This window comes from Acinetobacter sp. A2 (genome assembly GCF_048537555.1).
Taxonomy (GTDB): Bacteria; Pseudomonadota; Gammaproteobacteria; order Pseudomonadales; family Moraxellaceae; genus Acinetobacter.
Genome location: NZ_CP183239.1, coordinates 1619442 through 1645684, shown reverse-complemented (window position 1 = coordinate 1645684; position 26243 = coordinate 1619442). Strand labels below are relative to the sequence as shown.

26 protein-coding genes and 1 pseudogene are annotated in these 26243 nt (G+C 40.0%); 19 read left to right on the top strand and 8 right to left on the bottom strand.

Annotated elements, in window-relative coordinates:
* The first annotated feature begins 158 nt into the window (after window positions 1-158).
* Genes ACNS8M_RS07780 through ACNS8M_RS07765 form a run of 4 tightly spaced genes read left to right on the top strand, consistent with a single transcriptional unit; the run spans window position 159 to window position 6619 of the window.
* On the top strand, window positions 159-3842 hold the full coding sequence (locus ACNS8M_RS07780) for an ATP-binding protein (protein ID WP_286378437.1): 3684 nt from the start codon (window positions 159-161) through the stop codon (window positions 3840-3842).
* A gap of 12 nt (window positions 3843-3854) precedes the next feature.
* A complete protein-coding gene (locus tag ACNS8M_RS07775) occupies window positions 3855-4493 on the top strand; it encodes a hypothetical protein (protein ID WP_286378438.1) in 639 nt (212 codons plus the stop codon).
* Window positions 4490-5734 (top strand): hypothetical protein, encoded by a 1245-nt coding sequence (locus tag ACNS8M_RS07770; protein WP_286378439.1) that lies wholly within the window; start codon window positions 4490-4492, stop codon window positions 5732-5734. Before ACNS8M_RS07775 ends, ACNS8M_RS07770 begins: the two co-directional genes overlap by 4 nt.
* A gap of 12 nt (window positions 5735-5746) precedes the next feature.
* Complete coding sequence (locus tag ACNS8M_RS07765) at window positions 5747-6619, top strand: DUF7281 domain-containing protein (RefSeq protein WP_286378440.1); 873 nt, start codon at window positions 5747-5749, stop codon at window positions 6617-6619.
* Window positions 6620-6707: 88 nt separating this feature from the next.
* On the opposite strand, the pseudogene ACNS8M_RS07760 reads toward ACNS8M_RS07765, so the two are convergent.
* Both ACNS8M_RS07760 and tehB read right to left on the bottom strand, forming a co-directional pair.
* A pseudogene (locus ACNS8M_RS07760) lies at window positions 6708-6863 on the bottom strand (IS5/IS1182 family transposase); the annotation flags it as partial.
* 66 nt (window positions 6864-6929) lie between these two features.
* On the bottom strand, window positions 6930-7796 hold the full coding sequence (gene tehB / locus ACNS8M_RS07755; RefSeq protein ID WP_168419430.1) for an SAM-dependent methyltransferase TehB: 867 nt from the start codon (window positions 7794-7796) through the stop codon (window positions 6930-6932).
* A gap of 276 nt (window positions 7797-8072) precedes the next feature.
* Between tehB and ACNS8M_RS07750 the strand changes: the two genes are divergently transcribed.
* The 6 genes from ACNS8M_RS07750 (at window position 8073) to ACNS8M_RS07725 (ending at window position 12348) form a co-directional block, all read left to right on the top strand.
* Window positions 8073-8699, top strand: coding sequence for a 2'-5' RNA ligase family protein (locus tag ACNS8M_RS07750; protein ID WP_416224692.1), 627 nt, complete (start codon window positions 8073-8075; stop codon window positions 8697-8699).
* Window positions 8696-9217, top strand: a complete 522-nt coding sequence (gene cobU, locus ACNS8M_RS07745; RefSeq protein ID WP_168419431.1) for a bifunctional adenosylcobinamide kinase/adenosylcobinamide-phosphate guanylyltransferase — start codon at window positions 8696-8698, stop codon at window positions 9215-9217. The genes ACNS8M_RS07750 and cobU overlap by 4 nt, the downstream gene beginning before the upstream one ends.
* Window positions 9214-10281 (top strand): nicotinate-nucleotide--dimethylbenzimidazole phosphoribosyltransferase, encoded by a 1068-nt coding sequence (cobT, locus tag ACNS8M_RS07740; protein ID WP_168419432.1) that lies wholly within the window; start codon window positions 9214-9216, stop codon window positions 10279-10281. The genes cobU and cobT overlap by 4 nt, the downstream gene beginning before the upstream one ends.
* A complete protein-coding gene (locus ACNS8M_RS07735; protein WP_168526754.1) occupies window positions 10269-10877 on the top strand; it encodes a histidine phosphatase family protein in 609 nt (202 codons plus the stop codon). The genes cobT and ACNS8M_RS07735 overlap by 13 nt, the downstream gene beginning before the upstream one ends.
* Window positions 10874-11617: an adenosylcobinamide-GDP ribazoletransferase gene (locus ACNS8M_RS07730; protein ID WP_168419434.1), complete on the top strand. Its 744-nt coding sequence runs from the start codon at window positions 10874-10876 to the stop codon at window positions 11615-11617. The genes ACNS8M_RS07735 and ACNS8M_RS07730 overlap by 4 nt, the downstream gene beginning before the upstream one ends.
* Window positions 11618-12138: 521 nt before the next feature.
* Window positions 12139-12348, top strand: coding sequence for a hypothetical protein (locus ACNS8M_RS07725; protein ID WP_168419437.1), 210 nt, complete (start codon window positions 12139-12141; stop codon window positions 12346-12348).
* A gap of 102 nt (window positions 12349-12450) precedes the next feature.
* Here the strand turns inward: ACNS8M_RS07725 and bioB are convergent, their stop codons facing one another.
* Complete coding sequence (gene bioB, locus ACNS8M_RS07720) at window positions 12451-13443, bottom strand: biotin synthase BioB (RefSeq protein ID WP_286417488.1); 993 nt, start codon at window positions 13441-13443, stop codon at window positions 12451-12453.
* A gap of 288 nt (window positions 13444-13731) precedes the next feature.
* Window positions 13732-14832, bottom strand: a complete 1101-nt coding sequence (queG, locus tag ACNS8M_RS07715; RefSeq protein WP_168419526.1) for a tRNA epoxyqueuosine(34) reductase QueG — start codon at window positions 14830-14832, stop codon at window positions 13732-13734.
* A gap of 22 nt (window positions 14833-14854) precedes the next feature.
* Here queG and ACNS8M_RS07710 point away from each other — a divergent pair, with 22 nt between their 5' ends.
* A complete protein-coding gene (locus ACNS8M_RS07710; protein ID WP_168542646.1) occupies window positions 14855-16375 on the top strand; it encodes an NAD(P)H-hydrate dehydratase in 1521 nt (506 codons plus the stop codon).
* Window positions 16376-16399: 24 nt separating this feature from the next.
* Here the strand turns inward: ACNS8M_RS07710 and ruvC are convergent, their stop codons facing one another.
* Entirely contained in the window at window positions 16400-16945 is a 546-nt protein-coding gene (gene ruvC, locus ACNS8M_RS07705; RefSeq protein ID WP_168419524.1) for a crossover junction endodeoxyribonuclease RuvC, read from the bottom strand.
* A gap of 200 nt (window positions 16946-17145) precedes the next feature.
* Between ruvC and ACNS8M_RS07700 the strand changes: the two genes are divergently transcribed.
* The 3 genes from ACNS8M_RS07700 (at window position 17146) to ACNS8M_RS07690 (ending at window position 19055) form a co-directional block, all read left to right on the top strand.
* Window positions 17146-17532, top strand: a complete 387-nt coding sequence (locus tag ACNS8M_RS07700; RefSeq protein WP_419224692.1) for a YkvA family protein — start codon at window positions 17146-17148, stop codon at window positions 17530-17532.
* Window positions 17533-17690: 158 nt separating this feature from the next.
* Window positions 17691-18263, top strand: coding sequence for an FxsA family protein (locus ACNS8M_RS07695; protein WP_167845952.1), 573 nt, complete (start codon window positions 17691-17693; stop codon window positions 18261-18263).
* Window positions 18264-18413: 150 nt separating this feature from the next.
* Entirely contained in the window at window positions 18414-19055 is a 642-nt protein-coding gene (locus ACNS8M_RS07690) for a LysE family transporter (protein ID WP_168526439.1), read from the top strand.
* A gap of 16 nt (window positions 19056-19071) precedes the next feature.
* Here ACNS8M_RS07690 and ACNS8M_RS07685 read toward each other — a convergent pair whose 3' ends face one another.
* On the bottom strand, window positions 19072-19269 hold the full coding sequence (locus tag ACNS8M_RS07685) for a hypothetical protein (protein WP_168526437.1): 198 nt from the start codon (window positions 19267-19269) through the stop codon (window positions 19072-19074).
* 327 nt (window positions 19270-19596) lie between these two features.
* Between ACNS8M_RS07685 and ACNS8M_RS07680 the strand changes: the two genes are divergently transcribed.
* Window positions 19597-19827, top strand: a complete 231-nt coding sequence (locus ACNS8M_RS07680) for a hypothetical protein (RefSeq protein WP_419225331.1) — start codon at window positions 19597-19599, stop codon at window positions 19825-19827.
* Window positions 19828-19999: 172 nt separating this feature from the next.
* On the opposite strand, the gene ACNS8M_RS07675 is transcribed toward ACNS8M_RS07680, so the two are convergent.
* On the bottom strand, window positions 20000-20311 hold the full coding sequence (locus ACNS8M_RS07675) for a monooxygenase (RefSeq protein ID WP_168526433.1): 312 nt from the start codon (window positions 20309-20311) through the stop codon (window positions 20000-20002).
* Window positions 20312-20463: 152 nt separating this feature from the next.
* Window positions 20464-21630 carry a methionine adenosyltransferase gene (gene metK / locus ACNS8M_RS07670; protein ID WP_104851871.1) on the bottom strand — a complete coding sequence of 389 codons (1167 nt, stop codon included), beginning with the start codon at window positions 21628-21630 and terminating at the stop codon, window positions 20464-20466.
* A 779-nt stretch (window positions 21631-22409) separates the two neighbouring features.
* On the opposite strand from metK, the gene tkt reads away from it, so the two are divergent.
* The 4 genes from tkt to ACNS8M_RS07650 all read left to right on the top strand — a co-directional run bounded on the left by tkt (window position 22410) and on the right by ACNS8M_RS07650 (window position 26150).
* Window positions 22410-24398 carry a transketolase gene (gene tkt, locus ACNS8M_RS07665; protein ID WP_168419309.1) on the top strand — a complete coding sequence of 663 codons (1989 nt, stop codon included), beginning with the start codon at window positions 22410-22412 and terminating at the stop codon, window positions 24396-24398.
* A gap of 153 nt (window positions 24399-24551) precedes the next feature.
* Window positions 24552-24767 (top strand): hypothetical protein, encoded by a 216-nt coding sequence (locus ACNS8M_RS07660; RefSeq protein WP_004976879.1) that lies wholly within the window; start codon window positions 24552-24554, stop codon window positions 24765-24767.
* 172 nt (window positions 24768-24939) lie between these two features.
* A complete protein-coding gene (locus ACNS8M_RS07655; protein ID WP_168419310.1) occupies window positions 24940-25428 on the top strand; it encodes a GNAT family N-acetyltransferase in 489 nt (162 codons plus the stop codon).
* 137 nt (window positions 25429-25565) lie between these two features.
* On the top strand, window positions 25566-26150 hold the full coding sequence (locus tag ACNS8M_RS07650; RefSeq protein WP_168419311.1) for a YceI family protein: 585 nt from the start codon (window positions 25566-25568) through the stop codon (window positions 26148-26150).
* Window positions 26151-26243 lie beyond the last annotated feature (93 nt).

Sequence of the window (26243 nt, the reverse complement as noted above, 5' to 3'; positions counted from 1 at the left end):
ACTATTACATTTTTTGATACTATCTTCTAAGATTACCTAATAATGTATATGGCTAAATGTATTGCTAGGTTTGAATTTTTTTTACTGGGCATTTGAATAAGATTAAAGGGTAGATTGCCCTAAGCAATATTGAATAATCCTTCTGGGAAAAACGTTAAATGAATGACTTGCATGAATTGAATGGCCTAAAAAATATTTATCTCTATGATTCATACTTACCAAATAATTCTACAAAAATTGAATTGGGTGAGGGGAATTCTAATTTAACGGGTGCAAACGGCGCAGGAAAAACATCCACCTTAAATTTAATCCCAATATTTTTTGGGGCTCGGCCTGATCGATTAATGGATCGTTCTGCCAATAAACTCAGTTTTACAGATTATTACCTTCCAAATCCACGTAGCATGATTGTGTTTGAATACAATACACCGATGGGGCTGTGCTGTGCGGTTTTTTACCGTAATCAGGATAAACAATGCTATCGCTTTATTCAAGGCAGCGCATCTGAGACTGTTTTTTCAAAATCTTCTATAGAATTCCATAAGGAACACCAGACTGTAAAAAGTCTGTTGCAAGAAATTGAAATGAAAGGTTATTACGTCAGTAAACAGATCGACAATAGTCTGGATTATGTAGCGGTTCTAACTAATGATAAAAAACGTCTGAATCGTGATTTCAAACTGAGGGATCTTGCTTCTATTTTCTCTCTTAGCGGCAAAGGCCATGAATTAAAGCATATCGGGGCATCCACCCAGATCACCTTGAATAAAACCAACTTGTTAGATAACTTCAAGCTCATGTTGGTCGATGCTTTTTTAGAAAATGAGCAGATGATGAATCAGCGCTCAAATACGCTGAATTCTTCCAGCCTCATTTCGGATATTCAGACATTACGGGAATTCGATAAGGAAAAGCCAAAACTGCAACTGGGGATCGAGCAACGACGCGCCTTAATGCAGACTTACGCTTTACTGGAGGCTTATCGAGGTCAGGCAATCAAAAAACTAGAGATCAATAATACGACAATCGCACAGCTTCGTTATCAGAGAAGCCAAGCTATTGAGCATGCTAGAGCTGAATTAAAGGTGATTGAAAATGAGATTATTGCGAATAGCTCAAATGAATCACGTGCAAAAGGTGAGTTGGAAGGCTTACAACATGCTTTGGCCTCTATAGAGGAAAATGAGAAAAATTATAAGAATCAGGATATTCTGAAAAAGCAGGAAGAATTCAATAATCTTGCCAAGTACAAGCAGGAAGCTGAAGATGCCCGCCGTTATGTGGATGAATTAGAGAAGAACCTGAAAGAAATTGTTCATAAATTTGAAAAACTTAAAAATAATGCCTTGGAAGAAAAAGACCGGGATTTAGCTGCTATTCATGAAGGTAAGAATGAGGTTTCTAATTTACTACACAATTTGCAACAGGATAGGTCTCATGCTGTAGATCAACTGGCTTTGGCTGAAAAGAATGAGCTCAATGCTTTCGAGCAAAGTAAACTGGAAGAGCGCAAAATTTATGAAGATGAGGTTGATCATTGCAATAATTTGATTGCTGAAGCAGTAAACCATACACAGGAAGAACAACAGCAAATTGAAGAGTACCAGCTGAATCTTCAAGCACTCCAAAAGACCATGCGGGACAAGGAGCAACAACTCAACGCGGCGAACACTCATTTATTGCGCCTAAAAAGTGAGAACACTCGAGCCAAGACAGATCTTGATACAGCCAAACGCCATTTAGATAAATCCACGCAAACAGAACATCAGTTAAGAGATATCCTGTATCAGAAAAATACATTACTGAGCTTCCTGAAACAGTGTCCCGATGACAACTGGAAACACAACATTGCCAAACTGATTAATCCCAAATTATTTTTGCATACCGGGTTAAAGCCTTACTGGGATTCAGAACAGCAAACTGGAACTGGTGGCTTTTATGGCCTGCATCTTGATACTTCTAAACTGGAGCTGCCAGTTGAAGCCGAGTCACTCAATGAATTAGAGCAACGCCTTGCACAGGCGATTAGCATTCTGCAAGATGCCAAAGAGAAATACACTAGCAGTGAAAAAGCAGTGGCCGCATCTGCCAAAGCAGTTCAGGACTTTGAGCTGAACCTCATCAAGCTGCAGAATGAGCTGCGTCAGTCCCGAGACACATTTGATAGTACCCAGCGTATATTTGAGCAGTATAAGCAAACTGTTCAGATGAATGTGGCAGAGCGGAGAAAATTAGCCGAGGGACAACGTGATCAAGCTCGTCAGCGACTAAATCTATTTAATGAACAATTAAATGTGGAACGCCAAATGATTCATGATCGTTTTGGCAACGAAAAAAACCAAATTCAGCAGAGTTATGATTTCAAAATCAAAGAACAATTAGAACGCAAGGCCATGCTGGATGAAAGATCCAAGTCTGTTGTTCAGAAATATAATAATAAAATCATAGATCTGGAATCTCTGCGTAATAGTGAATTACAACAAAAAGGCTTGGATACTGCAGTTTATCAAAAGGCACAGGATCAGCTAAAACAACTGAACCATAAATGCCATATTGTGAAAGATTATGAAACCATCTTGATGCAGTACAAGGTTTGGTTTGAGCAGGAATATTCACGTAAAACGGGTATCTGCAGCTTAATCGGCAATCTCGAACAAGAAATTTATGCCTTCAGACAAAACTTTGACAAACTGACTATCAAAATCGAAAAACTCAAAGAACATTCACGTCATGAAGTTAATCTTATTGAACGCAATCTTCAGCAGGTTGAAGAGGAAAACACCAAGATAGCCTCTTTAAGAAACCGTGTTAATTCAGTACTGGAAGGTATCCCGCAGATTGAACAGCTTGAGGTTGCTGAGCCGGTTAGTTTTGAATGGTTTTACCGCAATACGGAGGATCATCTCAATCGTCAGAAAGAACAGCTCAAGGAGTTGAAGCAATCCCTCAATACCGTACTCAGCATTCTACGCCAGAATACTGATTTCGAGCTCTACAAGCAGTGGGAAAACCGTATGGCGCTGTTAGGTAATGTGAACACCACCACATATGATCTTTACGGTATGAAAGAAATCGAAAATATGCTGTTGGTGGATATCCCTACAAAAGAAAACCTTACGATCAACAGTTTTAAACTGGCTGCTTATGATTTACGTAATTATGGGCAATCTTTGGCTAAATTCCGCCGCAAGCTGAAGGCGATATCTAACGACCTTACGGAGCAAACCAATACAACCAATCCATTCACAGCATTAGGGAATATTCAGATTGAATTGCTCTCTGTACTTGATGGCCTCAATGTCTATGAACAGTTGGATCGCTTTGAAAAAGATCTGGATGAAGAATCGATCCAGGAATCATCTCAGCTCATACTACCGAGTGAGAAGTTAATACGGTCATTTGAATCAGCTGTTAAAGCATTAGAAAAGTCGAATGTTCAGACTGACGATATTCGCTCTTTAGTCAAACTGCGGATTAGCTATGAAGAAAATAACCGCAAGGTCTATGTGAACAATGATTCTGATTTGCTTTCCGGCAGTAGTACTGGCTTGTCACGATTAATTGTCATTATTATCTTTACGGCTTTAACACGAAAACTATGTCCAGATATCAATACAGTTATCCATGTACCACTCGATGAAATCGGCCAGTTTGATTCACAAAATACAATACGATTATTCGAGTTGATGCATAAGCAGAATATTTATCTGGTCTGCGCTCAGCCGAACTTATCCAGTGAATTAAGTGAAAGTTTTGTGCATAAGAATGATATCGACCGAAACTTCGGTATACGCAAGTTTAAAACCCAGAAGAACGAAAAACCTAATCCGCTTTTAGCCTAGTGGGGACCTATTATGCAAATTGCTAAATCAATTTTTTCTAACATTGTAAATGTTTTAATTTCTGGGGGAATTATCGATGAGCATGTCCACAAAGATCTCTACCACAAGCTCCAAGATGATCTGGTCTTGGAGGAAATAAATAATTATCTCGATTGGATGGGAAAAAAGTGCATCCGTACCAAAGATAATTATGGGTTTTACTGTGTCTTTAGTGAAAGTCGGAAGAACAAAGAAACCCGTGAACTCCTGAGAAAACAGTTCAGCGAAATTGTTTCGAAAATGGAGCCCTTAAATGATTGGCTTCGCTTATGCCGTTCAATCAAAGACAATAGCCGTATTATGCAATGCGGGGATACAGTGACTTATGGTGAACTCATCACTGAGGTTGAACGATCTCCACTGATTATGTCACAACTTAAGGAGTTGGTCATTAAATTAGGTAAGGCATCCACCTCTCCTAAAGAGCAGATTAGCTCTGTGCTTCAATACCTTGTCAGCAATCAATATTTACATCCAACCGGCAACACTGGCACGACTTATATTGCGACAGCAAAGTGGTCCGTCTTTTATGATGAGCTGGAATACATCTGTACCTTTAATGGTATCAATTACGATGAAATGCCTGAACTGGAACAGGGCGAGCTGATATGAGTGAGTTGGAATATCCGGCAGCCAAAGCGGCGAAAGCGCTCAACAACTACATTGATAATATCGGTAATGCGATTGTATTTAACAACGCAATTGTGCCTGTAACTGATGACAATGAGTATTTAATCAAAGTATTGAATAAAGCCGAACTTGGCTATTTCAACACTGAAAAAAATGGCTTTAACTTATACAACCACGTGATTTCATTCGTAACCTATTATGAGAAAAAACGTAGGGTTACTGACAGCTCTAAACAGATTCACAAACTTATTTCAGACATTCGTGCCAATATCAGTGAATTTGAAACAACCAAACTCAAAAGTGTAGAAGATGCTGAAATTTATAAGGATGAAATTAGTGAAGCTATTGTTGAATTAGCCAATACTATTTTTGAGAGCTGCTATGATTTCTCCACTCAGGCACTTCAAGATCTGGCATTGTTTAACAATCTTGAGGTCCGTATTCAACGCATTGAAAAAACCATCAGGATTTTAAGTTCACTGACTGAAGTGATGGGCGCACTTTCAACCAACGCAATGCTTGAGCTTGGTGCTTCAGATAAAGATCTTGAAAGTTTGGTGGTAACTAAGCTGATCCCAGTATTCATTATCTGTAGTAAAGAGGTGAAATACAGTGCTTCTAAATTAAACAAGCAGTTGTTTGATTGGAAACAGGAATTATCTTCGCAGAAAAAAAGCAACATGGTGGATGCTTTCTACCGCTTTTTAAAAGGAAAATCTGCATTAAATTTAGAATTTGATGAGACGACGGCATCAGAAGTCTTTTATCGTGTGCCACGCAGTGAATTGATTAGCTATGCAGATCTGGATGCTGAGGAAGAACAGGAAACGCTGCGTGAACTTGGCTCAAAAGCCTTTACCAAGCGTGAAAAACGGATAGATCAGAATAAAGATCGAGAAAATCTGCCAGATGTTAAAGAAGGAAATGAGGTTGTTGAGCAGCCCTTAACTGCTTTAGAGATTGCTATGAGTAATTTCTTTGAAGCATTGCTTGTGGATGGGGGCAAACATCAGCAATTGAGTGGTGTTGAAACATATGAACTGCTAATGCCAGGATGCGATATCGATTTTTGGCTGATCGCCTTAACCAGCCACTATAGAAACCATTTCAAAAATAAATTGAACATGCAATTTATCGAAACGATAGATCCTATATTTGATGGAAATAGTTGTGTATCTGATGTCATCATTTCTCGAACTGATAAATTGCAACAGGTTGCGTGATAGGAGAACTTAATGACTTTTGGCTTACGCGAACTCTCCGTCATTCAGACGGCGTTGCAATTAAAAAAACGGTCTATGGCTTTCAATAAAACCTGGCAAAAAGTTCATCAGGATTATCAGATTGGTACGGTTCACGGTAAGGAGCTTCACCTTACCTCTAAAGAACTGGAATATTTGGAATGCTGTATCTATGCAAAACAGGTTAAGGTCGCTCCTGAACAGTCTCTTAATTTAGAATCTGATCGTATGGACTTGTTAAACTTTTTGAAAGATGAAAAGTCTGGGGGATATTCTGTATTCGGCGATCAACTTGTATTTGCATCAGTGTATGCAAAATTGCCATTAAAACAGGGGGATGTAGTCATCGGTTATAAGGGCTTAGTTCCTACAGTTCATGCCAATGAATTAATCTTCAATAAAATTGAAAAACTGATTATCGTTGAAAATGGAACAATGCTGACCAGACTGTTTGATTGGTATGAACAGCTACCTGAAGCATGGCAAGACAGTTTATTTTTATATCGTGGTCAGGGGCAAAATGCACGTCAGGTGTTTGAATTGCTGGCCAAACTTCCTGACCATACAGAAATTTCCTTTTATGGTGACTTTGACCCGTTCGGTTTGAACATTGCTGCCCATTTCCTTAAGCGTAGAACAATGTCTATCTTGATTCCTGAATGCTGGAGAGAAATCACCCGGAATCATCTGGACAATAACCCTAGTAAATTTTTTGAACAGATTCATAGTAGTCATGACCTTTCTACTGATACTGCTCAGCCTTTGCTCATTAGGGATTTGTATAGGCACATATACATCAATCAAATTGCTCTCATGCAAGAAAATGTGAATAGGTTAGGGCCTCTAAGTGAATTAAAGATGGACTGAAATTAATCTAATCCTAATTTCTTAATAAATTTTTTGGGCTTTGTTGCACAAAGATTTGAAATGCAAAGCGCCCCTAATTGAGCCAAATTTAAGGCGTAACTTGGGTAAGTGGTCGACCTAATTCCGTAAATCTGTTGAGGACTGCTACACGTGCATGAATTTCATTCACCTGACTAGGAAAGCTTCTTGCCATTAATTTATCGCCTAATAATTTGATGCAATCCATCTTGGTTTCCACCAAACTGGAGGGTGTAAATAATTCTGTGTAAATACAGTTTTAAAAATACTTGCTTTCAGCATCTTATCACTATTACTTTTTCCTTGCTAACAAGGTCGCAAAACGCTGCTTAATTCGATCACCTGCAGCATCTGTACGGTGTAACTCACCTACATTTTCATTGTATTTCACAATATCCCAATCAGCATAACACGCACTTAATTCACCCGCTTTAAAGCTAGAAGGGAAGTCTTGTTGTACAGGGTAGTCTTCAGTATCCATTGCACAAACAATTAAGTTGTAACCCTGTGAAAGAGTGGCTTTTTGCATATTTTGAATGAGTTTTGGAGTAGTTTCAGGTGCCAAGAACATCATCACCACAGTACAATTAATAAAGTGATATTGCCCTGAAATAGATGAATCCTGATTCAAGTCACGCACCGCAGTTTGAATGGTAGTGATTTGCTCTGCTTCAATAATTTCATTCAATTTTTGAATACTGGTCGGGTTACCATCCCAAGCATCGACCTGAAAACCATGCTGACTCAAATACAGCGCATTGCGGCCTGTACCACAACCAACATCTAAAGCTTTGCCAACGGGTAACTGCGGCAGTGCGGCTATAATTTCAGAATGGGTTGGGCTTAATTTGTATTTTTTGACAAAATAATCTTGAGCTAAACAATAAAAACTGAGCTGACATTCAATGTCTTCACTGGCAGATACGATTTTATGCCAAGCTTGCGGCTCAATAAAAGGCGGTTGGTTTTGCACAGAAAAAACATGCTCAGATTGCACTTCACCTGATTCATGCAGCATTGAAAAATGAATTTCACCTTTTAAAATGGTGAGTTTTGCCCAAGTGCCTACTTGCGTGTTGTGTTGTTTCTTAAAACCTTGCGGAATTGAATCATGATTCCAAATTGGAAGTTGCTTATAACATATCAATTCTTGTTGCATCATAAACTCCAGCGTTGTTCATCATGATTTAGACACTTGTGTAGATTTTTTATTACGTAGATTAGTCTACTTGATCTTAATTTCAGCATAGCATTTCATGTCGTTTTCAACCATCTATTCACTGAGAATTTGCAAGCTTAAAAAATGTGTTTTGAGGTGAAATAAGCAGTACCCAGAAATGATCCTGAAAAATATTCAGCTGAAGCTGCATTATTTTCATGTTCATTGCGCTATGAATGTTTTACCATGAGTCGCCTTAATTTATTGAATTATCCAGTGTTTATTCAAGCCAATCAGTTTGTTATTCCCACACAGCAGCATGATTATCCTGAATGGCATCGTGGGCGTGAGCATTATGCGTTGTGGTACTTAAGCATTGAGCATCCTGCTTTAGTTCAATATTTAGAACAATTAAAACAGCAATTTTCTGATTTATTATTGACTCCTAATACCCGCCAGTTTCATATCACTTTATACATTTGTGGTTTTTCCGCCGTAAAAAAACACTGGGATGATGACTTTGTTGAACAACAGTTTCAGCGACAATTACAGGCGCTGCAACATTTGCAATTGCAACCTTTTCAATTGCAGATTGGCGGAATCAATAGCTTTAACAGCGCGTTGTTTGTAGATGTGCAAGATCATGCTCAGCAATTATGCCGTATTCGTCAGGCTTTAAGCACAGCAGGAGAGGAAATTGCCGCTTTGCAGTATCATCCGCATATTACTTTGGGGCTGTATCAAGCTGAACATTCAACTAATTATATTTTAGAGCGTATTCAAAATACTATAGTGCAACATTTCGATTTGAATATTCAGCATTTAAGTTTTGGATATTATCAGGCGAAAACATTACAAGGGCCACTTTTTACAAGCTATCAATTTCCTTTGGGAGCATCATGATTCAACTTATTTTGGGCGGTGCACGTTCTGGGAAAAGTCGCCTAGCCGAACAAAGTGCACAGCAATTTGGCAAAACGGTTATTTATGTGGCAACCGCACAAGCAGGCGATGCCGAAATGCAGGCACGGATTCAGCATCATCAGCAACAGCGTCCGCAGTCATGGCAATTGCGTGAAGAACCTTTATATTTGGCGCAACAGTTAAAAATGCTGGATCATCCAGATCATGTGATTTTGGTAGATTGTCTGACTTTGTGGATGAGTAATTTACTGATGCAAACGGCAGAAAACTTTGCTGAACAACAAATTGTAGCATTACTTGAAGTTTTACCTCATTTGCAGGCCGATATTATTTTGGTGAGCAATGAAACAGGTTTAGGTGTTGTGCCACTAGGGGAAATCACCCGAAAATTTGTAGATGAATCAGGGCGGCTACATCAACAGTTAGGGCAAATTGCAAACAAAGTCCAGTTTTGTGTTGCTGGTTTTCCAATGCTTTTAAAAGGAGAGAATTCATGACTTGGTGGTTAGCTGAATGTCAAACACCCAATGTGCAGATGAAACAGCAGGCAATCCAAAGACAGCTTCAACTGACAAAACCTACAGGGTCGTTAGCTGAACTTGAAAATGTCGCAATTCAACTGGCATCTTTACAAGGCACAGCGCAACCGAATATTGAACGTCCGTGGATTTGCATTTTTGCAGGTGATCATGGCGTCATGGAAGAAAATATTTCGGCCTATCCGCAAGCGGTGACACGACAAATGCTGCAAAATTTTGCGACGGGTGGCGCATGTATCAGCGTCATTGCTAAACAGTATCAGGCACAACTACAAGTGATTGACTGTGGTTCAGTGGGCGATGCGTATGACTATGCGGGCGTAGAGCGACATTGTATTCGTGCTGGTACAGCAAATTTTGCTAAAACGCTTGCCATGACCGAGCAAGAGTGTATGCAGGCTATGGCTTTAGGGCGTAAAAGTGTTGAAGATGCTGTTGCGCAACAGGCCTCAATCTATGTTGCAGGTGAAATGGGGATTGGGAATACTTGCTCTGCATCGGCCTTATCTTGCTTTTTATTGCAAGCACCTGCAGAAGCACTCACAGGTGTGGGAACAGGTATTGACACTGCACAATTACAACATAAAAAGCAGGTGATTGATGCAGCTTTGGCGCTACATCAAGACTATGTAAAACAAGATGCCTTTAAAGCCCTTTGTGCTGTTGGTGGTTTAGAAGTTGCGGCTATGGTGGGCGCATATATCCGCTGTGCACAGCTAGGTATGCCTATAGTGGTGGATGGTTTTATCAGTAGTGCTGCGGCATTGGTTGCTGTCCGTCTAAACCCGCAGGTGCGTGAATGGATGTTGTTTGGACATCAGTCGGCAGAATATGGCCACCGCCGTTTATTGGAAGAGTTAAATGCGCAGGCATTATTAAATCTAAATTTACGTTTGGGTGAGGGCAGTGGTGCAGGTGCTGCTTTGGGCATCATCCAGCTGGCCTGTGCCTTGCATAATCAAATGGCAACTTTTGCAGAAGCAGCAGTCATTGGCGAGAAAGTAACTTCATGCTCAGGCTAGATGTATTAAGGCATGGAGAAACAGCATTGAGCCATACTTTGCGTGGCTCAACCGATGATGCTTTAACGTCCAAAGGCTGGAAAACAATGCAGCAAACCGTGAATACTGCGCTGGATCATGGTCTGCAATGGGATATGATTCTGAGTTCTCCTTTGCAGCGTTGTTTGAATTTTGCTCAGGATTTTTCTGGCGAACAGCAATTGCCACTTTATATTGATGCCCAGTTTCAGGAAATGCATTTTGGTACTTGGGAAGCGGCTTCAACCCAGACTTTATATGTAGAATATCCTGAAGATTTAGCAAAATTTTGGACGACCCCTACGCAATTTACCCCGCCACAGGCAGAAGCCTTGTTCGATTTTCAACAACGGGTTGTACAAGGTTTGAAGGACTTTATTCAGTATTTACAAGTCAAAAACACGAATCAGCCAAAACGAATTTTACTGGTCACACACGGTGGGGTCATTAAGCTGTTAAAGGTGATGGCGCAGCAACAACCCTTAGATGATATTTTGAAAATGTCGGCAGATTTAGGGCAACTGAGTTCATTTCAATTGCATTTGGATGGAAGCGTGACGATGCAGGAGCAACAATGACAGCGTTTTGGATTGCCTTGCAATTTCTCACCACTTTGCCTGTGTCCTTAAAACAACTGCCGAGTCCACAACAAAATGCGCAGTCGTTGTTGTTTTATCCTGTGGTGGGTTTGCTAATCGGAGCTGTGCTTTGGGGTGTTGCCAGTTTGCTGCAATTTCTGCCTTTGGTGCTTAGTAGCAGCCTGATTTTAGTTCTCTGGATTTGGCTCACTGGTGGTTTGCATTTAGATGGACTAGCAGATACCGCAGATGCATGGGTGGGTGGTTTTGGAGACCCCGAACGAACATTAAAGATTATGAAAGACCCAAGCAGCGGGCCAATTGGTGTGCTGAGTCTACTGATGTGCTGCTTGCTAAAATGGTCAACACTTTATGTTCTACTCGAGCAACAATATTTAGCAGCTTTACTGCTGGTACCTGTTTTAGCGCGTTTGAGTGCACTACTTTTATTTTTAAGCACACCGTATTTGCGTGCTCAAGGTTTGGGTACTCCTATACAAGCTTATTTGCCCAAAACAGGCGCAAAAATTGTGATTGCGTTGACTTTTGCTAGTGCTGCGCTGTGGGGATGGCTTGGCTTGATCGCTGTGCTGACTTTCATCCTTTGTACGGTATATCTACGACATAAATTTATGCTGCGATTGCAAGGTATAACGGGCGATATGGTGGGTGCGAGCATAGAAATATCTGAAACGATGGTTTTATTGGCTATTGCGATTTCATGGTTTTTAATTCACTGAAATTTTTTAAGTGCTTTGGGATACTTGTTTAGCACATCACAAGTATATGAATTTGTTTGATTTAAATAATAATTGACTTGTTTTTGCAAAAATGTAGATGTACGCTTATCGGAAAGTTCCTAAATTAGATTTGATATTTTTAAAAACTATGATAATAGTAATTTATGTCAGTCAGCCTTGATGGCATTTGTATCTCAGGATGAGATCACAAGCATGATGTATAAAAATCAAAAGGAATGTCATATATGATCAAACTGTTAAAGCAAATTTTCTGTTTACACATCTATGAATATGATGAAATGGAAGAAATCGGGGCGCATTTAGAGTGTCGTAAATGTGGGGACAGTAAGACACAATAAGTCATCATTAACAAAAGTGAGTTTATAACTCACTTTTTTATTGCCTAAATTTTGACACATTTGTATTTAGATTCTATTTTCTTGCATGTTCAGGCTTTAAGCTTGGTTGAGTTGCTTTTAAGATAGCGCTATCTTGCCTGTTAAAAGATGTGATGGATGGCGATGCCTAAAAACTTTAAAGAAAAGACCTATATTGTAGATGAAAATTTGGCAGATACTTTGACGTGGTTACTACATCATCAAGACTGCTATGATCGTTTTTATTATGATGCGATTCAGCAACAGCTAACAGTAGAACATGCCAATGGTGCCGATATAATTAAAGTAGGGCAGTATTTGAATGCCAGCTACGGTATTTTAATCACCTCTTAAAAGTGCTGCTGGACTAAATTATTTTGCTGAATAAAAATTGAATATGACACAAAAACAAAGTCCCATTTTGGGACTTTGTTTTTTTTGGTTTAAGCTAAATGTTTAAGCAATTGCCATTGCATCTACAGACAATTCTGCAACGGTTGGTTTGGCACGTTCAGGAACTAAACCTAGCTTTTGGAACAGCTGTTTGTCTTTGCCTTCGCCTGCATTTGGCGTGGTGAGTAATTTTTCGCCCGAGAACAATGAGTTCGCACCTGCCATAAAGGCCAAAGCTTGATCTGAATCTGACAATGATTCACGCCCTGCTGATAAACGAATGTAACTGTTTGGCATAATAATACGCGCAACCGCAATGGTACGAATCCACTCAATCACATCTAGTTTTTCTACTTCAGCCAACGGTGTACCTTCAATCGGCACTAACATATTGATCGGCACAGATTCAGGGTGTAATGGCAATGTCGCCAATTCATGCAATAAACCAATACGGTCTTGGGTGTCTTCACCTAAACCAACAATACCGCCACTACACACTTTCATACCAGTTTGACGCACAATGTCTAAGGTATTTAAACGATCGTCAAAGCTGCGAGTGCTGATCACATTAGGATAATATTCACGCGACGTGTCGAGGTTGTGATTGTAATAGTCCAAGCCAGCATCTTTTAAACGCTCTGCCTGAGATTGATTCAGCATGCCTAAAGTCATACAGGTTTCTAAACCCAGTGCCTTTACTTCACGTACCATTTCCAACACATAAGGCATATCACGTTCATGTGGGTTACGCCATGCAGCGCCCATACAAAAACGTGAAGAGCCTGATTCTAAAGCTTCTTTGGCCTCTTGAATGACTTTTTCAACGGCAATGCGTTTTTCAGCTTCTAGTTGTGAATCATAATGCGCAGACTGTGAGCAGTATTTACAGTCTTCCGGGCATTTGCCTGTTTTAATGGACAATAAGGTACTGACTTGTACAGTATTGGCAGCAAAATGTTGGCGATGCACACGCTGTGCTTCAAAGACCAAATCCAGAAAAGGCTGTTCATATAACTGCTGAATTTCTTCTCGGGTCCAATCATTACGTACTGACATAAGTAAAAGTCCATCATCCCTATTATTTATAGTCTGTATCATACACAAACTGTGGAAATCAGAAAGGCATAATCTCTCAATTTGGTCGCAAATATTTATCTTTCGTCAAGTAAAACAACAAACTCATTTTAGTTGCAAACTTAAGCATTTTTATGGCTATTTCGCAGCAAAATTAAATTCTGGCCATTTTTATTTTGTGATGAAATGGCAACTAAAATTCAGATAATGCACGAAACTGGCAAAGAACCTGCAGTCCAAACGCTACCGTTTTTGTTAGGTGAAAATTGTTTATTTTTTAGGCTGTTTTAACTCTTGTTCCTGAATGGCCCAGTCAGTATGGATTTGCACAATCTCATCATGCTGTAATCTTGTTTGTTGCAAAGTTTGCAAAATTTGTGAAGAAAATGGGGCATTTCCAAGTCCAATGGCAATATTGCGCATAAAGCTCTGATAGCCAGTACGACGCAATGGACTGCCTTCCGTTTTGGCTAAAAAAGTGGCTTCATCCCATTGCCATAAATCTAGCAGGCTGATCTGATCTAGCGCATGCCGAGGCTGAAAATCATCAACCGTGGTGACTTGGGCAAAGCTGTTCCACGGGCAAATCAGTTGGCAATCATCACAACCAAATACCCGATTGCCAATGCCACGGCGTAAATCTTCAGGAATTACCCCTTGATATTCAATGGTCAAATACGCAATACATTTACGTGCATCTAACATATAAGGCTCAACAAGGGCCTGTGTTGGGCAAATGTCAATGCAGGCTGTGCAAGAACCGCAATGCGATGTTGCAGGTGTATCAAAAGGCAAATCTAGTGAAGTAAACAGTTCGCCCAATACAAAAAACGACCCAGATTTTTTATGAATAAGTAAGGTGTGTTTGCCTGTCCAACCCATGCCTGCACTTTCTGCAAGTGACTTTTCAAAAATGGGTGCAGAGTCGGCAAAGGGGCGTGATTCAAACTCACCAACTTTTTCACGGATACGTGTTGCAAGAGTTTTAAGGCGACCACGCATCACTTTGTGATAATCACGACCGCGCGCATAACGGGCGATAATTGCCGAATTAGGGGCATCTGGAATGTGGCGTGGTTGTGGTCTTTCCACCAAATAATTCATACGCACGCAAATAATGCTTTTGGTATTTGGCACTAATAATGCTGGGTTGGCTCGTTTTTCTAAATTTTCTTCCAAAAACTTCATATCACCATGATAGCCACGGTTTAAATATTCCTGAAAACGGGCTAATTCTGCTTGAGCATCTGGTTTGGCAATGACACAATCAGCAAAACCAAGCGCCAAAGCTTGAGCTTTAATCCACTCTTTCAGGGCAGTTGGATCATCTTGATATAGTGAAATATGTGCTGAAGTGGTGGATGTTGCCATAACAAAACAGAAGGGAAGAAAAATGCCGCAGCAAGTGTACCATAGCCCTGTTTATCATAGCCAAAGTATTCAAGCGTGGGAGAAACGCTGGTTTGCCCGTCAAAACAGTTCCTATGGTTTAATGCAGCAAGTGGCATGGACACTACATTTACAACTTCGCAAAATTTTTGCTGCCCAGACTTTTCCAATTCAAACAGTTGCTGTGTGCTGTGGGCAGGGCAATAACGCTGGTGATGGCTACTTAACTGCAAAATATTTACAACAAGCAGGTTTTCAGGTCGATATTTATGCAGCAACACGCGGTACATCGACAGATTTACATCAGGCTTTTTTAGAAGCTGAAGCGGCAGAAGTGAATATTATTCAGGGTTTTGCATTTCAAAAAAAATATGACTGCTATATAGATGCGTTATTTGGTATTGGTTTAGATCGTCCTTTAAATGATGAATGGCAGTCGATTATTCACACGATCAATCAACAACAAGCTTTAAAAATTGCGGTAGATATTCCAAGCGGTTTAAATGCCAATACAGGTCAGCCGATGCCATGCGCAATTCAAGCGGATTACACCTTTACGGCCTTGGGTTTAAAGGTAGGCTTATTTACAGGGCAAGCGCAGGAATATACAGGACAGGTAGATGTACTGGACTTGATTCCTTTAGATGCAGAACTCAAAGCTTTGGCACAGCTCACACCACAACAAATTAAATTACCCGCAAGACAAGCTTTTGGGCATAAAGGCATTTATGGGCATGTGCTGATTGTAGGTGGGCACGCGCAAATGGGCGGTGCTGTGATGATGGCAGCAGAGGCCGCATCAAATGCAGGTGCGGGCAAAGTGACTGTGGTGTGTCATGCTAAACATCATGTTGCGATTTTAAGCCGAGCGCCAAATTTAATGCTGCGTGATATTGATGCACTGTCTAAGGCAGAGATTCAGCAATTAATTTCACAGGTGGATGCCGTAAGTTTAGGCATGGGACTTGGTCGGGATGCTTGGGCGGAGCAACATTATACAAATTGGTTTACGGCTTTAAATCAGTCAGATGTTGAGGTGGTTTATGATGCCGATGCATTGTGGTTCTTAGCCCAACATGCACAGGCTTCAAATAGTCCAGCTCAGCTCAAACTCAATAGCTATGCAACACCACATTCGGGCGAGGCGGCAACTTTGCTTGGTACTACGGTTGCCCAAATTGAAGCTGACCGTATTGCTGCGATTCAGCAATTACAGCAACGCTATGCAGGAGAATGGGTGTTAAAAGGTTCGGGCAGTTTGACTTTACAAACTGCGCCTACAGCAGCAGAAGCAACTGCACTGTGGATTTGTACCGCAGGCAACCCAGGCATGGGTACAGGGGGAATGGGGGATGTCTTGGCAGGAATGATCGCCAGTTTAAAAGCTCAGTTTCACAATCAAATTCAATTACATGAAATTGTCATGTTACATGCCTTAGCGGGAGATGTTCTTGCCCAACAAGGCATGCGTGGCTTACAGGCGCAACATATGAACCAAGCCATTTATCAGGTCGTGAATCAGTAAAATATTTAAGATGAAGCTATTTATTTAACGACGTCTAGAGCTTGAGCGACTACGACCACGGGCCATACCCCCTAAGGCATTCAGCACGGCTAATTTAGTCATACTGCCCGAAGCATGCGCATGGCAAATAGCAGCAGCTAAAGCATCGGCAGCGTCTTGTTGCGGTTTAATAGACAAGTCGAGCAATTTCATGACCATCATTTGTACTTGTTCTTTATCGGCAGCACCATAGCCAACGACTGATTGTTTAATTTGGCGTGCAGTATATTCCGCCACCTGCAAATCTAAATTCACCAAAGCGGCAATGGCTGCACCACGCGCTTGCCCCAATTTCAGGGCAGAGTCAGGGTTTTGAGCCATAAACACCTGCTCAACTGCTGCTTCTGTCGGGCCATGAAATCTTACAATTCGCTCAATGCCTGCAAAAATTCGTTTTAAGCGCTCAGGCATTTCACTGCTTTCGGTGCGAATGGTTCCTGCATCTACAAAACGCAATTTAGCACCATCACGTTCAATAATGCCGTAGCCAGTAAGCCGAGAACCAGGGTCGATTCCAATAATAAGTGACATGCCAAGCCTTAAAAAATTACATCATGCTGAATTATAGGAGTTTAAAATTCTTTTGTGTGGAGTAATTTAAAAACATTCAGTCAATGTGCTGATGTTTAAACAATTGGAGCATATCTTTGCCATAATTTCGATATTGGACTTCATTTTATTTTAAGTATTGAGTTTTATACTCAAAATATGATGTTAAAAAGAGGCAAGCTATGGCCAGATGGATTGATCAGCTAAAACAATGGGCTAAGCAAATTAAACGAGATGTCTATGCAGTTTGGTTTGCAGCACGTGATCCTGAAACACCATTCCTTGCTAAATTGGTAGCCTTATTGGTTGCCGCTTATGCCATTTCACCCATCGACTTAATTCCAGACTTTATTCCTATTTTGGGCTATTTGGATGATCTGATTTTAGTGCCCTTGGGTATCATGTTGGTATTGCGTTTAGTGCCCACAGAGGTGATGCAACATTGTCGTCTACAAGCCGATGCAATTAGTCAAAAACCAAGTAGTTATATCGCAGCATTGGTTTTTATCATTGTGTGGTTAGGGTTGGCGTATCTGGCTTATATTTATCTCTATCGCCCAACCATATAGGTTGTAATTGGGTGATGATGAAAATATTAATGACAGGCTAGACCTTTAAAAATACAATACTGCCCATATTGAAAGAAAAGTGAATCAAAAAAGCTTGATCCCGATGAAGCACTTGGTTTCTGCATTTTATTTATTTAATTGAGATTAGATTAATTTTCATGAAATTATTTCTTATTGTTCTAATTGGCTTAGTTCTTGAAGTCTTCGTCTGGATTGGTGTGGGTGACCTAGTAGGGAGCATGTGGTACGTGTTCTTTTGGTTTATTGCCGCATTTGTGATTGGCTTGAACTTGATTCGTAAATATTCTGCTGGTGTGATGCCACAAATGCAGCAAATGCAAATGGGGCAGATGAGTGCCGACCCTGCACTTAGCAATAATTTACCTAAAATCTTTGCGGGTTTTTTATTGATGATTCCAGGTTTGATCAGTGATGTTCTGGCATTGTTGGTGATGATTCCTGCCGTTCAAAATGCATTTAAAGCCGCAATGATGAAAGCCATGATGAAGCGTCAGCAAGCGATGATGAATCAAATGATGGGTGGCATGATGGGCGATATGAATGGCATGGGCGGTGCAGGTCAAAACCCATTTGCAGATTTAATGCGCCAAATGCAAGATATGCAAAATCAACAGGGTGGTCGTGACTCTAGTATCATTGATGGTGAAGCACGTGAAATTACCCCTGATGCTAAAAAAATTGAAATGAAAGATGTCAATCAACCTAAGTAATATTGATTGTGCTTTCTATAAAACCGAATCGAGCTGATTCGGTTTTTTTATGCGCATTTTGGATGATAATTAACGTGAAATATTTAAAGCAGCGTCTATAGCCTGATTAGGCAAGCTATAATCACGCTTTAAGTTCTTTCTGATGTATCTATGTCATTGTTATTGACCATTTGTGCACTGCATTTTGTTGCGCAGCTCAGTCCTGGTCCAGATGTGCTACTCATTGCTAAAAGTGCAGCAACCAATACACGCCGTAATACTTTACACATTATTGTAGGTATTTCGACGGGAATTGTCGTGTGGGTAGTGCTGACCTTGCTCGGTTTCACGGTCTTGGTACAACAATTTCCATGGATACAACAAGTACTGATGCTCATTGGTGGTTTATTTCTTGCCAAAATGGGTTGGGGTATGCTGTCAGGTGGTTGGCGGAGTTGGCAGCAAAGCAAACAGTTTGATGATACGAATGTTCAAATCCCTGCGGCAAAAAACTACTTTTTATTGGGTTTGTTCACCAATTTATCTAATCCTAAAACCTTAATTTACTTCAGCAGTGTCTTTGCTTTGGCGTTGAGTTCATCTGCAACGGGTTCTTTAAAAGCCCAATTAGCGGTCATTATTCCTATTCAGACCTTTGTGACATTTACTTTATTTATGTTGCTGCTTTCCACACCCAAAATGAAAAAGTTGTATCAGCGTTCGGGCAGTTATATTGATATGGTGTCGGGTGCATTATTTTTATTATTTGCGCTGTGGTTATGGCTAGATGCTCTGCGTATGTTTTCAACCTAAAATATAGATATGAACCTTAGTGAGTTGAGTTAATTGGGTCTGATGGTTTTTTGACGGTTTGTTTAGCTTCAGACTCAGCTTCTGTTTTAACGAAATGATCGGGTGGATAGTTCCGATTGCTACTTAAAGTCGCTTCTGTGTTTTCTGAACCCTGATATTTTCGGCTACGGTTGGCACGTTCACGTAAACCGCCTTTTTTAATCAATTGCACCATCTTGATTCTATTCCGTGTGATTAAAAAGATTGATAAAACCCACGTTTAGCAAGCTAAATTTGAGCTGTGATCTTGAGTTTTACGCAGTTCAATATTTTAACATGGCATATAAAATTCAGATGGAAAATCCAGAAATTTATTCAAAAATACTATTTGCGCATTTTTTCTAACTTTGGCATGCTGATTGAAATGCTTGGCAAGGTTGCTGAGCAAGTATCTGAGACAAGCTACAAAGTGTCACAGATGCTTAAGCAAAATTACACTTCATCAGGGTAGATGGTGTAACAATAAAAACAAGAATTACAGTGAAGTAGGAGAATACCTATGCTGTATCATCAGTATCGTTGCGCATGTTGCAATCGGGTTGTGGAATCATCAGAAAAAGAATGTACCTCTTGTGGTTCATACAATATTCGTAGTCCTTATGGTTTTTGGTTATTCTGTATTTTGGCTTGTTTAGCCGCAGCTATTGTGTTAAAAGTCGTGCATGTGTATTTGCAAGATCATCAAGAGGTGCCTGTACAGCAAACAGTACTTGATGTGATTCGTACACAGTAGGCTGAATATAATTCTAAACTTAACTTAATCTAAGATTTTCTGCTCAAACTTAGCCTATATCTAGTCATATTTAAGGTGCTAAATTTAAAAATCCTGAATGAAGCTATCATTCAGGATTTTAGGTGATTTTTCTGCTTGTATTTTTAATCTTAATCAAAGCATTATAAAGCTGTTAAGAGTTCAAAAAACTAGCTTGGTTAATGGCAGACAGGGCAGCATTGACTTCAAAAATCTTGCCACGAATGTTTTGTACGCCAAAACTTTCTAAACGGGCGGTGTGCATTTTTAAATATTGCTCTGCATTGGCAGTATTATCAAATAAGTAGATGCCACCAGCTTCTTGCGTCTGGCTGTTCTCTGTCCAGATTTTCCAAATCATGCCAGCTTCAAGGTTAATACTTTCAGCAAGTTCTTTGTATGCTTGGCTCATGCTTTCGCCAAATGGGCCTTGAGAAGGGAAGTCGACTTGAAGAATAACAGCCATGCGTAGCTCCTAAATTATTTTTAAGCGATATTAGGACTATAACATATTCGTATTTTATATATTGAGATTCACGTCATAAATATTGTTTGTTTTATGGTGCATTAAAAAAGCCCACCGAAGTGAGCTTTTGAAATCTGTTTGAATCAGAACTTTTATAAACCTGCAGAAGCTTTTAATGCTTCAACTTTGTCAGTTTTTTCCCATGTAAATGCAGTGTCTGAACCTTGGCGACCAAAGTGACCATAGGCTGCAGTTTGCTTATACATTGGTTGTAACAGATTGAGCATATTGGTAATGCCGTAAGGACGTAAGTCAAAGTGTTCACGTACCAAAGCAATAATCAATTCATCTGCTACTTTTGCAGTGTTAAAAGTGTTAATTGAAATTGAAGTTGGTTCAGCAACACCAATTGCATAAGACACTTGAATTTCACATTTGTCTGCCAAGCCTGCTGCAACAATATTTTTTGCAACATAACGACCTGCATAAGCAGCTGAACGGTCAACTTTAGATGGGTCTTTACCCGAGAAAGCACCACCACCGTGACGCGCCATACCACCGTAAGTATCTACAATAATTTTACGGCCAGTTAAACCACAGTCACCTACAGGGCCACCAATTACAAACATCCCCGTTGGGTTGATGTGAAATTTAGTGTCTGCATGGAACATTTCGGCAGGAATCACTTTTTTCACAATTTCTTCAATCACAGCTTCTTTGAGCTGAATTTGAGAAATTTCAGGATCATGCTGAGTAGATAAAACTACTGCGTCCAAACGTACAGGCACACCATTTTCATACGCAAAAGTTACCTGACTTTTTGCATCTGGGCGTAACCAAGGTAAAGCACCACTGCGACGTAATTCAGCTTGCTTTTCCATTAAGCGGTGTGCGTAAGAAATTGGGGCAGGCATTAATACATCAGTTTCACGGCTGGCATAACCAAACATCAAACCTTGGTCACCCGCACCCTGATCTTCAGGTTTTTGGCGGTCTACACCTTGCGCAATTTCAGGTGATTGTTTACCAATCATATTAATGACCGCACAGGTAGAACCATCAAAGCCAAGATCTGAATGATGATAACCAATACCGTTTACGGTTTGACGAACAATGGCTTCAAAATCAACATTTGCAGTTGTTGTGATTTCTCCTGCCAGTACAACCGCACCCGTTTTTACAAGCGTTTCACAAGCAACCCGCGCATAAGGGTCTTCTTTTAAGATTGCATCCAAAATGGCATCACTGATTTGGTCAGCCATTTTATCTGGATGGCCTTCGCTTACAGATTCCGAGGTAAATACAGCGTACTCGCGCATAAGTCCTATCACAGTTAAATTCAAAAGACGCAATATGTTACATCGAGTTAGACTTTAGGACTAGCGCATTACGACTAAAATGGCTGAATTTATTTCAATTCAATGACTTTTTATCGCATATCTTTTGCTAAAAAATAGATAAAGTATCGGTATGACTATATTTTGACTCAAAAATATTCATGTTGGCTAAAGCATGCCGTCATAATTTTAAACTAAGAAACATTTTATTTTTAAACATTGAATTGTATTTAAAAACAATATCTTATATTGATGTTTTAAAGACGTTGAATTGAGTTTATCTGCATGATTCTGCATTTTTAAAAGCTATTATAAAGTTTTGAAGGATGGCTGTGATTCAATTTATTGTGTGAAAAGTGAATAAAATTCAGGGTGGGGTTAAACTTGTCTATTATTTCAGCATTTAGTCAGGTCAAAATTGGATAATGCATGGAGTTAAACGAGATGAATTTTATCTAAAGTGTGAGTCGGGCATCAAACTTGCTCTTCGTTCATGCGAAATTCTATAAACTGAAATATCTATGTTTTAAAATCTGTAAAGCTGCGGCTTAAAACTTGCTTTGTTGAATGGTTGGCCTCATTTCTCTTAAAACAAATGCTGAAACTGCCCCGAATCTGCACGAAAAGTACGCTGAATGGGAATTAATGCGGAAATATTGTTGCATAGGCTTTACCCCTCAGGCGTTTTTTTGAGAGAATAGCGGCTGTTTTGAATTCTATTCATCTTCTTCTGTTTAACGATTTTTTGTGGACTCTGACCTATGACGACCCCGCTTAACGAACGTCGTATTGCAAACGCAATTCGTGTATTGGCAATGGATGCTGTGCAAAAAGCAAATTCAGGACATCCAGGTGCTCCGATGGGGATGGCAGATATTGCCGATGTGGTGTGGCGTGAATTCTTGAATCACAACCCAACTAATCCACAATGGGCAAACCGCGACCGTTTTGTACTGTCTAATGGTCATGGTTCAATGTTGCAATATGCGTTGTTACATTTAACAGGTTATGATCTTTCGATTGAAGATTTAAAAGCGTTCCGTCAGTTACATTCAAAAACTCCAGGTCACCCAGAATTGGGCTATGCACCAGGGATTGAAACCACCACTGGTCCTTTGGGTCAGGGTATTGCCAATGCCGTAGGTTTTGCCTTGGCTGAAAAAACTTTGGCAGCACAATTTAATAAAGAAGATATTCAAGTTGTAGACCATTTCACTTACTGTTTCTTGGGTGATGGCTGTTTAATGGAAGGTGTTTCACACGAAGCATGTTCATTGGCAGGTACTTTAGGTTTAGGCAAACTGGTTGTTTATTATGATGACAACGGCATTTCTATTGATGGTGAAGTAGAAGGCTGGTTCTCTGATGATACAGAACAGCGCTTCTTGTCTTATGGCTGGCAAGTACTAAAAGTTGATGGTCACGATGCAGATGCAATTCGTGCGGCAACAGTTGAAGCAAAAGCAGAAACGCAAAAACCAACCATTATTATTTGTAAAACAGTGATTGGTTTAGGTTCGCCAAACAAACAAGGTAAAGAAGACTGTCACGGTGCGCCATTAGGTCATGACGAAATTGCATTGACTCGTGAAGCATTAGGCTGGACAGATGAAGCGTTTGTGATTCCTGAAGATGTATATGCCGCTTGGGATGCGAAAACCAAAGGTGCAGAATCAGAAGCAGCATGGAATACGACTTTTGAGGCTTATGCAGCAAAATATCCAACTGAAGCTGCTGAACTTAAACGTCGTTTAAGCGGTGAATTGCCAGCAGAATTTGTTGCGCAAGCAGATGCATTTATTGCAGAAACCAATGCTAAAGCAGAAACGATTGCAACCCGTAAAGCCAGCCAAAATACTTTACAAGCATTTGGTCCATTATTGCCTGAATTATTGGGTGGTTCTGCAGACTTGGCAGGTTCAAACCTAACTCTTTGGAAAGGCTGCCAAGGTGTTCAGGACAATGCAGCAGGCAACTATGTGCATTACGGTGTACGTGAGTTTGGTATGACTGCTATTGCAAATGGTGTGGCACTTCATGGTGGCTTTATTCCATACGTGGCAACCTTCTTAATGTTTATGGAATACGCACGTAATGCAGTACGTATGTCTGCATTGATGAAGCAACGTGTAATTCATGTGTATACCCACGACTCAATTGGTTTGGGTGAAGATGGTCCAACCCACCAACCTGTTGAACAAATTGCATCTTTGCGTGGTACGCCAAACTTAAATACATGGCGTCCTGCTGACACTGTAGAAGCTGCCATTTCTTGGAAATCTGCATTGTTGCGTAGCGAAGGCCCAACTGCTTTAATTTTCTCACGTCAAAACTTACCATTCCAAACCCGTACTCAAGCACAAATTGAGAACGTGGCAAAAGGTGGTTATGTGTTGGCTGAAGAAAAAGGGGAACTTAAAGCAATTATTATTGCAACAGGTTCTGAAGTATCTTTGGCAATGGAAGCATACGCACAGCTTGAAGGTGTACGTGTTGTGTCTATGCCATGTGCTGAAGAATTTGTGAAACAAGATGCGGCATATCGTGAAGCAGTATTGCCATCACATATTCGTGCACGTGTTGCGGTTGAAGCAGCGCATGTAGACTACTGGTGGAAGTTTGTTGGTCTAGATGGCAAAGTTATTGGTATGACAACCTATGGCGAATCTGCACCAGCAAAAGAGTTGTATCAACACTTTGGTATTACCACTGAAGCGGTTGTAGCTGCGGTAAAAGAATTAACTGCTTAATTTTTTAATTAAGTGTTTTTAAAGGCGTTCCTGCAAAGGGACGTCTTTTATTTTTGCATATTTGTTTGGCCGCTTGTTTAGTGTTGCCTGCAGATGTTGCAAGTGTAAGTCAGGTTTGTGAATAGACCTCTGTGTAATTGAGTGAGATGAGAAATGAGTTTGTACGAGCAAATTAATGATGAAGTCACTTTAATGGATGCGGGTGAACAAAAGTGGATTGGACAAGATTTACCACTTGAAGCAATGGTTGCGGTGGAGTTGTTATTACAGGATTTAGCTGAGGATCAGCAAATCAAAATCCGCCGTAAAAACCATGAAAAGCAATCAGGCTTAAAGCAGGTTGATCGTATTTTGATTGAAAAGCTTTAATTGATTTGCCTTTTAATGGTAAAAATCGTGAATTGTTAGAGATCAGCTTTATTCTATGCGTAGGGTAAAGCTTTTTTATTGCTGTAAAAATAGTGTATAAAATAGCCTAAGCATAATATTCAATGTGAATCATCAATCATTTCAAGATATAACAATTAGGCAATATCCAAGCATGCAGACAACCCAAGTACGGCATCAACTAAGTCAAAAAATAGATATTGTGCCGTTAAGCGAAATTCAGTTTGAGCAATGGCAAGCACTTTGGCAAGGCTATCAGTTATTTTATCGGGTGCAACTCAGTAATGAAGTGACACGACTGACTTGGTCAAAACTGACCGATCCTCAACGACCATATATTTATGGCTTTGCTGCCGTATCTCAAACTAAAGTTGTCGCAATTGTGCATGTGATTGAACATGACAGTTGCTGGACACTCAAGCCTTATGCCTATTTACAAGATTTATTTACCTTGCCTGATTATAGAGGGATGGGGATTGCAAGGTTGCTCATAGCGCAGATTTATCACACAGCGCAACAGCGTGAATGTGATCGGGTGTATTGGCTTACCCATGAAGATAATTTACAGGCTCGGCAATTGTATGATCGTGTCGTAAAAAGAACAGGTTTTATTCAATATCGAAGTCCTACAATCGCTATGTAAAACGAGCATGCATATTTTTACAAATTTATCGTTTCAGTCATGCAACATAACGTTTTATCTTTACACGTGTATTTGCATCAAAAATCTATAAACTAAACATCATTGAAAACGAATTCACTCTTTTGGAGATCAACAACATGAACATGAAATCAATTGCATTAGGTTTGGCTATCGCTTCTGCAGCAACTATGACTATCGCAAAACCAGTAGCTTATCAAATTGACCCAACCCATACTGCAACTGTATTTACTTGGGATCACTTCGGTTTTTCTACACCATCAGGTAACTTCTCAAACATTCAAGGTACAATCAATATTGATGAGAAAAAACCTGCGAACTCATCTGTTAACGTAACTATTCCATTAAGCAGCATTAACACTAACGTGAAAGCTTTAGATGAGCACTTAATGGCAGCAGACTGGTTTGATGCAGCAAAATACCCAACAATTACTTTCAAAAGTACTAAAGTTGAAACTCAAGACAAGAAAAACTTTAAAATCACTGGTGATTTAACTGTAAAAGGTGTGACTAAACCGGTAGTACTTGATGCCGTATTGAACAAGCAAGGTCCACACCCAATGACTCAGGCGGCGACTGTTGGCTTTAATGCAACAACTTCATTCAACCGTTCTGCATTTGGTATTGCAAGCTATGTACCAAACGTAGGTGATAAAATTACTGTAAACATCACTACTGAAGCATCTGTAGCTGCAAAAAAATAAGTAGATATGATGTGATAAAAGCACCATTGATATGGTGCTTTTTTTGTGTCTGTATTTTTAGATGTATTTATACGTGTGGCAGATTTTGAGTCT

Excerpts from the sequence above, each read along its gene's own strand:
- ACNS8M_RS07775 (WP_286378438.1), top strand. The coding sequence starts at position 3,855 with ATGCAAATTGCTAAATCAATTTTTTCTAACATTGTAAATGTTTTAATT.
- ACNS8M_RS07710 (WP_168542646.1), top strand. The coding sequence starts at position 14,855 with ATGCCGCAGCAAGTGTACCATAGCCCTGTTTATCATAGCCAAAGTATT.
- ACNS8M_RS07690 (WP_168526439.1), top strand. The coding sequence starts at position 18,414 with ATGTCATTGTTATTGACCATTTGTGCACTGCATTTTGTTGCGCAGCTC.
- ACNS8M_RS07730 (WP_168419434.1), top strand. The coding sequence starts at position 10,874 with ATGACAGCGTTTTGGATTGCCTTGCAATTTCTCACCACTTTGCCTGTG.
- ruvC (WP_168419524.1), bottom strand. The coding sequence starts at position 16,945 with ATGTCACTTATTATTGGAATCGACCCTGGTTCTCGGCTTACTGGCTAC.
- ACNS8M_RS07765 (WP_286378440.1), top strand. The coding sequence starts at position 5,747 with ATGACTTTTGGCTTACGCGAACTCTCCGTCATTCAGACGGCGTTGCAA.
- ACNS8M_RS07780 (WP_286378437.1), top strand. The coding sequence starts at position 159 with ATGAATGACTTGCATGAATTGAATGGCCTAAAAAATATTTATCTCTAT.
- ACNS8M_RS07660 (WP_004976879.1), top strand. The coding sequence starts at position 24,552 with ATGAGTTTGTACGAGCAAATTAATGATGAAGTCACTTTAATGGATGCG.
- metK (WP_104851871.1), bottom strand. The coding sequence starts at position 21,630 with ATGCGCGAGTACGCTGTATTTACCTCGGAATCTGTAAGCGAAGGCCAT.
- ACNS8M_RS07675 (WP_168526433.1), bottom strand. The coding sequence starts at position 20,311 with ATGGCTGTTATTCTTCAAGTCGACTTCCCTTCTCAAGGCCCATTTGGC.
- tkt (WP_168419309.1), top strand. The coding sequence starts at position 22,410 with ATGACGACCCCGCTTAACGAACGTCGTATTGCAAACGCAATTCGTGTA.
- bioB (WP_286417488.1), bottom strand. The coding sequence starts at position 13,443 with ATGTCAGTACGTAATGATTGGACCCGAGAAGAAATTCAGCAGTTATAT.
- ACNS8M_RS07655 (WP_168419310.1), top strand. The coding sequence starts at position 24,940 with ATGCAGACAACCCAAGTACGGCATCAACTAAGTCAAAAAATAGATATT.
- ACNS8M_RS07725 (WP_168419437.1), top strand. The coding sequence starts at position 12,139 with ATGCCTAAAAACTTTAAAGAAAAGACCTATATTGTAGATGAAAATTTG.
- ACNS8M_RS07735 (WP_168526754.1), top strand. The coding sequence starts at position 10,269 with ATGCTCAGGCTAGATGTATTAAGGCATGGAGAAACAGCATTGAGCCAT.
- ACNS8M_RS07650 (WP_168419311.1), top strand. The coding sequence starts at position 25,566 with ATGAACATGAAATCAATTGCATTAGGTTTGGCTATCGCTTCTGCAGCA.
- tehB (WP_168419430.1), bottom strand. The coding sequence starts at position 7,796 with ATGCAACAAGAATTGATATGTTATAAGCAACTTCCAATTTGGAATCAT.
- ACNS8M_RS07685 (WP_168526437.1), bottom strand. The coding sequence starts at position 19,269 with ATGGTGCAATTGATTAAAAAAGGCGGTTTACGTGAACGTGCCAACCGT.
- ACNS8M_RS07695 (WP_167845952.1), top strand. The coding sequence starts at position 17,691 with ATGAAATTATTTCTTATTGTTCTAATTGGCTTAGTTCTTGAAGTCTTC.
- cobT (WP_168419432.1), top strand. The coding sequence starts at position 9,214 with ATGACTTGGTGGTTAGCTGAATGTCAAACACCCAATGTGCAGATGAAA.
- cobU (WP_168419431.1), top strand. The coding sequence starts at position 8,696 with ATGATTCAACTTATTTTGGGCGGTGCACGTTCTGGGAAAAGTCGCCTA.
- queG (WP_168419526.1), bottom strand. The coding sequence starts at position 14,832 with ATGGCAACATCCACCACTTCAGCACATATTTCACTATATCAAGATGAT.
- ACNS8M_RS07700 (WP_419224692.1), top strand. The coding sequence starts at position 17,146 with ATGGCCAGATGGATTGATCAGCTAAAACAATGGGCTAAGCAAATTAAA.
- ACNS8M_RS07770 (WP_286378439.1), top strand. The coding sequence starts at position 4,490 with ATGAGTGAGTTGGAATATCCGGCAGCCAAAGCGGCGAAAGCGCTCAAC.